The 11,822-nt window shown below is 31.1% G+C and carries 12 protein-coding genes; 3 read left to right on the plus strand and 9 right to left on the minus strand.

Translation table 11 applies throughout. From position 1 onward, the window contains the following. Window positions 1–71: 71 nt before the first annotated feature. The 4 genes from MUN68_RS07565 to MUN68_RS07580 all read right to left on the minus strand — a co-directional run bounded on the left by MUN68_RS07565 (window position 72) and on the right by MUN68_RS07580 (window position 3,831). Window positions 72–410, minus strand: coding sequence for a DUF2853 family protein (locus MUN68_RS07565; protein WP_249994645.1), 339 nt, complete (start codon window positions 408–410; stop codon window positions 72–74). 85 nt (window positions 411–495) lie between these two features. After that, window positions 496–2,256, minus strand: a complete 1,761-nt coding sequence (gene menD / locus MUN68_RS07570; protein WP_249994648.1) for a 2-succinyl-5-enolpyruvyl-6-hydroxy-3-cyclohexene-1-carboxylate synthase — start codon at window positions 2,254–2,256, stop codon at window positions 496–498. Between the two features lie 30 nt (window positions 2,257–2,286). Next, window positions 2,287–3,402 carry a chorismate-binding protein gene (locus MUN68_RS07575; protein ID WP_249994651.1) on the minus strand — a complete coding sequence of 372 codons (1,116 nt, stop codon included), beginning with the start codon at window positions 3,400–3,402 and terminating at the stop codon, window positions 2,287–2,289. A gap of 3 nt (window positions 3,403–3,405) precedes the next feature. Continuing rightward, window positions 3,406–3,831 carry a PaaI family thioesterase gene (locus MUN68_RS07580; protein WP_249994653.1) on the minus strand — a complete coding sequence of 142 codons (426 nt, stop codon included), beginning with the start codon at window positions 3,829–3,831 and terminating at the stop codon, window positions 3,406–3,408. Window positions 3,832–3,871: 40 nt separating this feature from the next. Here MUN68_RS07580 and MUN68_RS07585 point away from each other — a divergent pair, with 40 nt between their 5' ends. Together MUN68_RS07585 and MUN68_RS07590 are read left to right on the plus strand one after the other, a co-directional pair. Then, window positions 3,872–4,507 carry an alpha/beta hydrolase gene (locus MUN68_RS07585; RefSeq protein WP_249994655.1) on the plus strand — a complete coding sequence of 212 codons (636 nt, stop codon included), beginning with the start codon at window positions 3,872–3,874 and terminating at the stop codon, window positions 4,505–4,507. A gap of 41 nt (window positions 4,508–4,548) precedes the next feature. Then, a complete protein-coding gene (locus tag MUN68_RS07590) occupies window positions 4,549–5,121 on the plus strand; it encodes a GNAT family N-acetyltransferase (protein WP_249994657.1) in 573 nt (190 codons plus the stop codon). Here the strand turns inward: MUN68_RS07590 and MUN68_RS07595 are convergent. The 5 genes from MUN68_RS07595 to MUN68_RS07615 form a co-directional block, all read right to left on the minus strand. Beyond that, window positions 5,118–5,438: a YtxH domain-containing protein gene (locus tag MUN68_RS07595; protein ID WP_249994661.1), complete on the minus strand. Its 321-nt coding sequence runs from the start codon at window positions 5,436–5,438 to the stop codon at window positions 5,118–5,120. The genes MUN68_RS07590 and MUN68_RS07595 overlap by 4 nt on opposite strands. 100 nt (window positions 5,439–5,538) lie before the next feature. Continuing rightward, window positions 5,539–6,762 (minus strand): RNA polymerase sigma factor, encoded by a 1,224-nt coding sequence (locus MUN68_RS07600; protein ID WP_249994663.1) that lies wholly within the window; start codon window positions 6,760–6,762, stop codon window positions 5,539–5,541. Between the two features lie 14 nt (window positions 6,763–6,776). After that, window positions 6,777–7,112, minus strand: a complete 336-nt coding sequence (locus tag MUN68_RS07605; RefSeq protein ID WP_249994665.1) for a YciI family protein — start codon at window positions 7,110–7,112, stop codon at window positions 6,777–6,779. Window positions 7,113–7,239: 127 nt separating this feature from the next. Next, window positions 7,240–8,727, minus strand: a complete 1,488-nt coding sequence (locus tag MUN68_RS07610; protein WP_249994667.1) for a serine hydrolase — start codon at window positions 8,725–8,727, stop codon at window positions 7,240–7,242. A gap of 79 nt (window positions 8,728–8,806) precedes the next feature. After that, window positions 8,807–9,757 carry an NAD(P)H-dependent flavin oxidoreductase gene (locus tag MUN68_RS07615; protein ID WP_249994670.1) on the minus strand — a complete coding sequence of 317 codons (951 nt, stop codon included), beginning with the start codon at window positions 9,755–9,757 and terminating at the stop codon, window positions 8,807–8,809. A 140-nt stretch (window positions 9,758–9,897) separates the two neighbouring features. On the opposite strand from MUN68_RS07615, the gene MUN68_RS07620 reads away from it, so the two are divergent. Next, on the plus strand, window positions 9,898–11,820 hold the full coding sequence (locus MUN68_RS07620) for a transglutaminase-like domain-containing protein (protein ID WP_249994672.1): 1,923 nt from the start codon (window positions 9,898–9,900) through the stop codon (window positions 11,818–11,820). Window positions 11,821–11,822 lie beyond the last annotated feature (2 nt).

Consider the following 11,822-nt stretch of genomic DNA (forward strand, 5'->3'; position numbering starts at 1 on the left):
TATTAGAACTAAAAAAAGCGTTAGAATTCTAAGTGAATCACAACGCTTTTTATACTTATAAAAGTTAGCAATTAATATGCAGACTCTTTTTTAAAGTGTTTAGTCAATAAATAATAAACTACAGCTCTGTATTTGTTTCTATTAGACTTCCCGTAAATTTCCATAACAGAAGCAATCCCTTTGTCTAAATCTGCACTATCATTTAAACCAAGTTTCTTGATTAAGAAGTTGTTTTTTACTGTAGCAAGTTCTGAATCATCAGATCCTGAAACTGTAGCAGAATCAGCATTATATATTGATGGTCCACAACCTATAGTTACTTTAGTTAATAAATCCATATCAGGATTTACGCCACATTTATCTTTTAAGTCTGCAGCATACTTTACGATTAATTCGTCTCTTTTACTCATGTTATAATTTTTTGTGTTTTAAAAAGCTACCTTAAAGATAGTCAATTTTAAGACACATAAATTATGGAAATGTCACAAATAACATTTATTTAATATAATTGAAATAGTCTAAAAGAATATTATCATTTTCAGTTCTAGGTGTAAACACTTCAAGTAGTTTTGGCGAATTTGAAGATTTATAGAATTCATTAAGGCAAATTGTTAACTCTGCTTCATTAGAAGCTTTGCTGTATTCAAAATCGTACATTTTGCATAAATGCTTTGCTGTTAATTGATGTGTTGTTTCAAAATAGTGATCAAAATTATCTGTGTTTTTATGTCCAGGCAAAATCCTGAAAATACCGCCTCCTTGATTATTAATGACTATTATTCTGAAGGTATTCGGAATGTAATTATTCCATAATGCATTGCTATCATAAAAGAAACTTAAGTCTCCTGTAATAAACGTAGTTTGTTTATTTGCAGCAACTGCACAACCAATTGCTGTAGATGTACTGCCATCTATGCCACTAGTTCCTCGATTACAAAATACTTCTAATGACGAATTTAATTTGAATAGTTGAGTGTATCGTATGGCAGAACTATTACCAAGCTGAAGTATGGTTTTATTAGGAATCGCTTTAAGTAAGTCGTTAAACACTTTAAAATCTGAAAATGGAATCTCTTTCATGTATTCCATATGTTTTTTACGTCTGTGCTTTTTAACTAAAGTCCAACTATCAAAATATGGGCTTTTTGCTACATGAGTTATTTTTGACAAAAACTCAGAAAAAAATTGATTTGGAGTAACTTCAAGATGTTTTGTTAGACAGAAAAATGTGTCATTGGCTCTCTTCTCATCAATATGCCAATGCTGTTTTGGTTTATGAGTTCGTAAAAAAGCTTTAATTTTTTTAGACACAATCATGCCTCCAAATGTGACTAAAATATCTGGTTGAAGTGTTTTTATTTCCGCTTCAGATAAAGGCGCAATCATTTTATCGATACTCGGAAAAAAATTAGGATGATGTAAATTAGACGTTGTTTCTGTAAAGACCAAAACGCCATCATCATCTGCGAGTTCTTCTAATAGTTTTTGTTCAATTGAATTGGGTTCTAAAACACCAACTAAAATTAGTTTCCGTTTAGCTACAAACCATTCATCAACACAATCATCTAATTCAGATTCATCAATTTTAGAAACAATACGCTCTAATAAATCAATTTTTGGTTTCACTGTTAAGGTCTCAGTAAGTCCATAAAGAGGCTCGTCAAAAGGAATATTAATATGAACTGGTCCTTTTTTTAGCTTGGCTAAATTCAAAGCTGTATTAATTTCAGTTTCATTAAACGATTGAATGCCTTGTTGCAAACCTAATATACGTTCTAATTTGTTTTCTAAATTTTTGAAAATAGGTAATTCGTCTTTTTTAGGTAGGTTACTTTCGTCTTTAAGATCTAACTTTAAATTCGCAGCATATAAAATATGATTTTCAAAAACATTTTTCTGATTAATTGTTTGTCCATCACCAATATTAATCAAGTGTTTTGGTCGATCTGCAGACAATACAACTAAAGGAATATCGCTATAAAATGCTTCAGCAATTGCAGGATAATAATTGAGCAAAGCACTTCCAGAAGTACAAACTACAGCAACTGTTTCTTTAGTTTGTTGCGCCATTCCTAATGCAAAAAAAGCAGCACAGCGCTCATCTACAATGCTATAACATGAAAAATAATCATCATTAGTAAAGCCAATCGTTAAAGGTGCATTTCTGCTTCCAGGAGAAATAACAATATGCTTAATATTTTTGAGTTTGCATAACTGAACAACAGTTTGTGCCAAAGGAATTTTTGAGTAAACCATAACGACAAAATTAAGAAAAAAATAGCTTGCTTAAGACATCAAAACCTGCTTCATGGTTTCGGCTTTTGAAACGGTTTCATCCCATTCATGTTCTGGAATAGAATCTTTAGTAATTCCGCCTCCAACATAAATAAGCGCTTGATTATTTTTAATTTGCATGCAACGTAGGTTGACGAATAAGTTAGTCACTGTTTTAACAGAATGGTAAGCATTATTCTCAACATTTCGCCTGTTTGTGTTTCTAGAGGTTGTTTCCATTACATTTAACTCACCTAAAAATCCTGTATAATATTCACGATTATAAGATTCATTCTCTAGAATAAACGCTTTGGCTTCGTTTACTGGTAATCCACAAACCGCAGGAGTTGGATGCAATTTTTTTAAAATGGTGTGTAAACTAGCATTCAAAACTCCACTAACATTAGATTGCAAATGCAAAATATGACCAGCTTTTACAGTTTTAGCTTCGGTAACAGACAAATGATTCACATAAGGTTTTAAGCAAGATTCTATATAATCTGTAACAAATTGTTGCTCATCTTTTTCTTTCGTATTCCAAGTCACCTCTAAAGAATCCTTATAAGATTGTGTTCCTGCTAAAGCCATTGTTTTAAAACGATTTCCTGACATGTGAATTAATGTTTCAGGAGTTGCACCCAACCATAATCCAACTTTTGGATGATACCAACAATACACAAAGGCATTTGGATAGTTTTGTAGTAATTTTTTAAAAGCTGAAAGGAATTGATTTTCAGAAAAAGGAATAGCTTCACATCTTGATAGCACAACTTTTTGCAAGTGCTTCATTCCTATAGATTCGATTCCTTTTTGTACTAAATTGACATGTGTGCGTTTGTCTGTCTCATCAGTTTTTATTTGATTTTGTGATGAATTATTCAATAATAAACTATTAAAATCACAGCATTTAGTTTCAGAATGTTCTAAAGGAATTAAAACCGTTTGACTTGAATCCTCAAAAGGTGCAAATACAAACCCTTTGTCCTCAAAACCTTGAGTTGAGTATAAGGCATCAGTATTCTGAAGCATAGCTTTAACTCTTGAATCGTTAGGTTTTCTATAGGCTACAAAAGGTAAATTATTAGTGTACTGATTTTTAATATGTGAAAAGAAATCTTCTAGAAACATTTATTATTTCTGTTTTGGGAGTGCAATGGTCGTTAATTTACAAACAGACACCAAATTATCATGTTCATCTGTTATCCTAATATCTAACAATTGTGTTGTTCTTCCTTTGTGAATAAATGTTGCTTTAGCATAAATAAAACCCTCTTTTACACTTTTTAAATGATTCGCAGTAATTTCAATTCCACGAACAAAAAATTGTTCTATATCTATAAAAATATGAGCAGCAAAACTACCAACGCTTTCAGCTAAAGCAGCTGTAGCTCCTCCATGTAAAACACCATCTGGCTGATGAACTCTTGGTGTGACTGGCATACGAGCGACCAAGAAATCTTCACCATAATCTATCATTTCAATAGAAAGTGTTTCCATTAAAGTATTTTTACTTACCAATTTGGCTTGGGCCAATATATCTTCTTTAGATAATTGCATAGAATTACTGTATTTTTAAAGTCGATAACAAAAGTACAAAATGAATTCTACTGAAAAAGAAATTTATTACAGCATTAACAACAGTTATTCTACGTTAAATGAACTCACCAAAAACACAAAAAATGTATGGTTTGTTTGTCATGGTATGGGGTATTTGAGTCGTTATTTTATTCAGTATTTTAAAGGACTTGATCCAGATGATAATTATATAATAGCACCTCAAGCACAAAGTAAATATTACCAAGCTCCAAAATTTAGACATGTTGGTGCAAGTTGGTTAACAAAGGAAAATACGTTTGTAGAAACGGAAAATGTCATGACCTATTTTGATGCTATATTTGAAAAGGAGTCCATTCCTAAAGATAAAAAATTGATTGTATTTGGCTATTCTCAAGGTGTAAGTGTGGCCATGCGATATCTTGTGAAACGGAAATTACAATGTAGCCAACTTGTATTGCATTCTGGAGGTATTCCTAAAGAATTAGTGCCTCATGATTTTGAATTTTTAAACACTAAAACGACACTTATTTATGGTACTCAAGATGAATATTTAAATGATGAACGTATTGCTTATGAAACTGAAAGAGCGACATCATTATTTGGCAATAATTTGAATATTCTACCGTTTGATGGCAAACATGTTGTTAATCTAGAATTGATAAATAAATTGGTTTAAAATAGAGATTCCACTTTCATGGAATAACAAAAAATATATGAATGAATATGCCAACCTTAGAAAACGAACGCGTTAGATTATCACCTTTATCACTTGATAATTACCACCATTTGATTACAATTGCTCAAGAAGATAAATTGATTTATTATTCACCAAGTGATATTACAACTTCAGAAAAACTTAGAAACTATGTCGAAGTTGCACTTGAAGGCATTCAGAATAAAACTGTCATGCCATTTATAATTTATGACAAAGTAAAACAACAATATGCAGGAAGTTCTAGGTTTGGTTTAATAAATTGGAAAAATAAAGTTTTGCATATTGGATGGACTTGGATTGGTCATGAGTTTCAAGGTACAGGATTAAACAAACACATGAAAGATGTAATGCTTAGTTATGCTTTTGAAACTCTTGAATTTGAAAAGGTAGAATTTAGAATAGATGAACGCAACCAAAAATCAAGAAAAGCTGTTGAAAAATTGGGTGCTTCATTAGAAGGCATCTTAATAAAAGACACCTTAATGAATGATGGATTTAGACGTAGTACCTGTTGTTATGGAATTTTAAAAGACGAATGGCCAGCAATTAAAACTTCTATTTTTAAAACAGTTTAGCTTGTTTGCTGAAGTGTTTTATTTTTTTCTTTTAAAATAGCTAACTGCTTTTCTAAAAATGTAATGGCTTGTTCCGTTTTATAACTTGTTTTAGAGGCCATATCTTTAATTTCTTGTTTTAGAGTTTCTTTACCAGAACTAGCTACTTTTGATAAATCGTCTTTAACTTCTATCAAATCACTCGACAACTGGTTTTTTATGTCCTTCCCTTCTTTCTTTAGTTGACTTCTAGTCGCACTTCCTTTTTCTGGCGCTAGTAAAACTCCAGCTGCTGCTCCAATTAATACTCCTAGTACAATTGCTCCTTTATGAATCATATTTTTTCTTTTAATTAGACTTGTTTAATTTATTCGTCGTAAAACGCCTCTTTTTGTTACAAACAAACTATAAATCAACCACTTATTGTATGAAATTTATTTAACTCAACCAATTTGATTTCTTTTTCTCAAGGTAGTTTTTTTCTAAAGTATTAGTGACCGTTTTTAGAGCTTTATCAATATATATGAGTGCATTATTAAAATTATCTGTTTCAAAAAAATAATCAGCTTTTGCGGCATAAAACAAATAAGCTCTTTGTTCAAAATCGTTTGGTTTGAGAAGATTAAAAAAAGCATGTGCTTTTGAATACTCATTATTTTGCATTGAAATAACAGCCATTGTTAGTTGATGTATTGGCATTGGTTGCAAATGATTAAGTTGTTCGTACCAATATAATAGTTTCTTCCAGTTTGTGTCTTCAAAAGTTTTTGCTCTTAAATGTTCGGCAGCAATAGCAGCTTCATAATGATAACATGATAAACTATCAATCTCAACAGCTTTATTCATCATTGTATTTCCTAATTGAATTAAGGGGAAATGCCATAAACTTCGATCCTGATTCTTTAAATCTAATAATTCATTATCAGAATTAATCTTTGCTTCTAGCCTAGCTGAGTGAAAACACATCAAGGCAAACAAAGCATACACTTCTGGAGTTCGAATTGCGACACGCCTTAGTAATAACTGGCATAAACGCATGGCTTCTCCACATAAATCTGAACGAATTAATTGAGTTTTAGTATTGGAATGAAAACCTTCATTAAAAATAAGATAGAGCACTTCCATAACACTCTCTAAACGGTTGTGTAACAGCTTTCCGTTAGGAATACTAAATTTTAAATCGTTTTTTTGAATTGCTTTTCGTGCTCTAGATAAACGCTTTTTAATTGTGTCTTCCTTGGTTAATAATGCTGAAGCTATTTCTTTTATACTAAATCCGGAAACTGTTTTTAGAGCAAATGAAATGCGATCTCTTGGGTCAAGTTTTGGATGACATGCAGTGAAAATCATACGAAGCTGAGCATCTTCAATTTCGGTATCCAAAAACAATTCATTAATTGCAATTGTATCTGTTCCTAATGAAAGACTTGGCAAGTGATTTCGTTGGGACTTTAGTTTTCTAAAAATATCAATGACTCTATTCTTAGCTGCTTGTGTGAGCCAAGCTTCAGGATTTTGAGGCTGTTCTTTTCTCCAGCTGATACTGGCTTTTATAAAAGTGTCTTGAACGGCATCTTCAATAATATCAAGATGTTTTAATCCGAAAATACGCGTTAAAACAGAGACCATCTTTCCACTGTGATGGCGAAAAAGATGGTCCATGTTTTTAGTATCCATTATCTATCAAATACCATAATTTCACGAATCTCTACAGTTCCGCCTAAATCATAATCAGGAAAATCCTGAGCAATAGCTTGTACAGCATCAAAATCTTTTGCCTCAACAGTATAATATCCTCCAACAATTTCTTTAATCTCAGCAGAAGCTAAATCAGAAACTGTTCTGTTTTCTCCAACAATTCGTCTTACTTGTGGTGTTAAAGCTTCTCCTCCTCTAAGGATTCCTGCCTGTTCCATTTTGTTTCCCCAAGCAAACCATTTTCCCATTCTGGTTTGAAGTTCCTCAGGCGAAAGTCCTAAAGCAGCATAATCTGCTCCGATAAAAATCATCATAAAATTTTTCATAATCTTTAAAATTTAATTGTTTATACAGTTAAGACGTATCTTAAATTAAAAAAGGGGACAATTTTAAATAAAGTTTTTGTTCAATATATGAATTTTGTAAAAGATAGTAGAATTTTTAACTCTGAGAAATGATTGTATTTATCTCATCAATCATTGTTTTTGCATTGCCATTATTTGAGTTTAGTTCAAATGCTTTTTTATAATTTTCTAAAGATAAATCATATTGCTCATTTATAAAGTAAGCTTCACCAAGACTATCGTAAGGGTTTCCTTCATTAGGAAATTCTGAAACTAACAGTTGAAATACTTTAATTGCTGCTTCATTTTGTTTGTATCCAAGAAGGTCATAGCCAATTGTATTAAGTGCAGAAGAATCTTTAAAATCAAACTCATTGGCTTTTTCTGCTTTTGAAGTTTTATAAAATGCTATTCCTTTATCTGTGTTTTCAAAAATTTTATTTTGTAAAAGGAAATACACATTCTTTTTAGGAAATCTTTCTAAATCATTTATAATGTTATTAGCAATTCTATTAATTAATGTTCCAGATGTATCTCCATTTGAATTAAACGCTACTGTAAATCCTGCATTTAGTTCTGGCATAACAATTACCCAATTTGTACTTCCGTTAGTACCTCCATTATGCATAAATTCGCCATCGGTATTAACTTGCCAGAAATACCCAAACATATCGTCTTCTTCATCTTTAAATAACGGTTTTTGCATTTCTTTAATCACAGGATTATCAGTTTCAAGAAGGTATTTTATGTAATTAGTCATATTCGGAATTGTAGATTTTAAGCCTCCTCCAGCGCCAGACATAATAACAGTCATAGGCTCAACAATTTGTCCTTCATCAGTGTAACTTCTTATAAATCTTTCTCCTTCTAAAGATGTTAATGACATTGTTGTTTCAGACATATTTGCTTTATACAAAATTTGCTCATCTATTAATTCTATATACGATTTATCATATACTTTCTCAAGAATAAGTACTAAAAGCTCAGGACCAATAAATGGTGAATACTCATATTTCACACCTGGAATTGTATCTAATTTATAAGTCATTAAATCTTTGAGTAATGTGTCTCGATTGTAGTTTTGGATCTCTTTTTTATCTTTCCAAGTGGCATTTGGTGAAAACATTTTTGCTAATACTTCAGAAAAATCTCTTCTTATTCCACTTGTATGCGTTAATAAATCTCGAATTTGAATTGGTCGATTTTCGAATTCTAAATTAGGAAATGAACCATCAAAATAAATTCTTATATCATCTTCAAGTTTAATTTTTCCATCTAAAACGGCTTGAGCAGTTATTATTCCTGTAAATGATTTAGTAACTGAAGCTATTTCAAAAAGTGAACTATCATTAGGTAAGTTGTTTCTGCCTTTATCAATTTCACCATAATACCCATTATATGTTTTACCATCTTTATAAACTCCTATTGAAATTGAATTAATTTCTGGATATTCAAGCATGAGGTTTGCATTATTTACCATTAAATACTCAATGGGATTTAATGTCTCGTTTTGAAGAACTTTAGTATCGTCTTTACAATTTAAAAATAGCAATAAGGTGAAGAGTAAACTTAATTTTGTTTTCATAGATTTCAAATTGATGGTTATGATAAAGATAACGCATCTATAAGAATGTTACAGTTTTAGAAACCATTTGCTATTATTACTAATTGACCAAGTTTGCAACGATAGTTTTAACAGGTAAAATAGCTTTAGTATGTTCAATACTAGGTCCAGCAACCCAAACGGTTTTATATGTGGCTTTTGTAGCTGCTTTTTCAGTCGCTTTCATACCAATTGAAAATCGAACCATTTTGACCCATTTTTTGAGTTTTTTGTTCTTATTCAATAGGTTCTCTATCCAAGTGGCTTTCGTGCCAATTTTTTGAACATATGGAGTATTAATCACTGTGCATGGCGTTCCAGAAATACGTTCGGTCATGATAATATCATCAGCTCCATAATCGACACACGCTTGTTTGTAATCATCAGTTACACCAGCTTCGATTGAAGCAATAAACGGGCTTCCAACTGAGACGCCTTCAGCGCCATAACTTAACATGTTTTCAATATCAGTTTTGCAACCAACACCACCTGCAGAAATTACAGGAATAGTTAATTCTTTACTTAATAAATTGGTAAGTTGTTCAGGAGAGAGATTTCCTCTATGACCACCAGCTTCATTGTTTACTGCAATGGCTGCATCAGCTCCTAATTGTTCCACTTTTTTGGCAAATTTTAAATCGGTTACATCACAAAATACTTTAATACCAGCTTTACGAGCTTGATTTATGGTCTCTTCAGGACTACCCAAAGATGTAATTATAAAGTCGCAACCTTCTTCGCACAACACTTCTAATTGCCCTTTATACTTGATATTAGATTTATTAACAATTAAATTAAATCCGAAAGAACCACCCTCAACTTTAGCCGCTTTTAACGTTTTAATAGCAGTACGTAATTCGTCAAGTGTTCTATAATTTAGTGCAGGAATACAGCCAGCAATTCCAGCATTCATCGCTTCAACGACCATAGATACATTAGAAACCAAAAACATTGGTGCTTGTATAATAGGATATTTAATATTTAAAAGCTTTGTGAGTTTTGTAGATGTCATTCTATACCATTTTTGTAAAGATATGAAAAATACTATGCACGCATAATTTTTAAAGTTTCAGTTTAATAATAAAAAAAGCCTTATTTTTAATTTTACATTGTCTTTTGAAACAATATATTCGCATTCTTAACCATTTATATATGATTAAATATACTTTAAGTGTTATCATCTGTTTAACACTAACATGTTCTGCTTTTTCACAAAAAAGAATAGAACCAGCGACTCAAGATATCACATTAGCAACGAGTTTAAAAGAGCAATATCCAGATGATAATGTAGCATTAGTTAGCAGTAAAGATCAAGTTACTTTTGGTTTAAATAAGCGCGATGGAAAAGTAACTGTGATGCATCATGTTAGTGAGAACATGATAAATATTGATTCTAGAGCAGATATTCAAGTTTATAATTTTTATGATGGAGAATCTACTATTGAAGAATTTCAAATTCGATATAAAAATAAAAAGGAAGCCAACTTTTTTGTAAAAGACGAAGCCTATACAAGTGATGATTTATTTCACAATGATAGTCGCGTACAATATGCAAATATAGATTTTCCTTTAAAAGGGTATCGTTACTTGACTTCAATTAAAAAGGAATATAAAGACATAAAATATTTTACCAAGCTATATTTTAATGGTGAATATCCAACGGTTAAGAAAACAATTCGTATTGAAATTCCAAATTGGTTAGATATTGAACTCAGAGAGTTGAATTTTGATGGTTATGCGATTGAAAAAAGTGTACATCCCAATCAAAAAGGCAACGGAAAAATTCATACATACACTTTAAAAGATACTCCAGGAATGTATAAAGATAATTCAGCACCAGGACCAACTTATATTTATCCTCATGTGCTTGTTTTGCCTAAATCGTATACACTTAATGGAAAAACAGTTAACATTTTTAAAGAAACTCAGGACCTTTATAATTGGTACAAATCGTTAGTTAATAGTTTAGAAAATGATAATGCGCCAATTACAGATAAGGTAATAGAACTGACAGCAAATGCGACTTCAGATGAAGAAAAAATAAAAAACATCTACTATTGGGTTCAAGACAATATTAGATACATCGCTTTTGAAGATGGTATTGCTGGTTTCAAACCAGATGAAGCTGCCAATGTGTTTACAAAACGCTATGGTGATTGTAAAGGTATGGCTAACCTAACGAAACAAATGTTGATTGAAGCTGGTTTTGATGCTCGATTAACTTGGATTGGCACAAAACGAATTGCTTATGACTACTCTACTCCTAATCTTTCTGTAGATAATCATATGATTTGTACACTTTTTAAAGACGGAAAAACCATATTTCTAGATGGAACAGAAAAGTTCAACGCTTATGGCGAATATGCAGATCGCATTCAAGGCAAGCAAGTATTAATAGAAAATGGAGACGAATTTATTTTAGAATATGTGCCAACTTCTGAAGCTGAATTTAATAAAGAACAATTCGCTTATAGTTTAAAACTTTCAGAAGATAATATGATTGGTAAAGTCGATAAAACATATAATGGAGAAAGTCGTTCTGGACTACTCTATTATTTTAATAGCTTGAAAAATGATAAAAAGGATGAATTTTTAGAGTATTATCTTAATAAAGGGAATAGCAATATTAAAGTCTCAAATATTGAAACTTCAAATTTGCAAAATCGTGATAGTAACATCAATATCGCTTACAATGTTGATATAAAAAATGCTGTATCTTCTTTTGATAATCAGGTTTATATCGATCTTGATTTCGACAAACAACTATCAAATTTTGTGATGGAAGAACGTAAAACAGATTATATTTTTAGTTCTAAAAAAGACATGGAATCAATCACACGATTAGAAATACCTCAAGGTTATAATATTTCGCATTTACCAGAAAACATTTCTATCACAAGTGATAATTTTGATATGAGTGTCAACTTTTCAAAAGAAAACAATGTGATTGTCTACAAAAAACAATTCCGTATTAAAAACGCTAAAATTGAAACTACCGATTTTGAAGAATGGAACGGTTTCATCAAAAAACTTGACGCCTTATACAACGAACAAATTATATTAAATAAAGACTAACA

This window comes from Psychroserpens ponticola, assembly GCF_023556315.2.
In the GTDB taxonomy this organism is placed as follows: domain Bacteria; phylum Bacteroidota; class Bacteroidia; order Flavobacteriales; family Flavobacteriaceae; genus Psychroserpens; species Psychroserpens ponticola.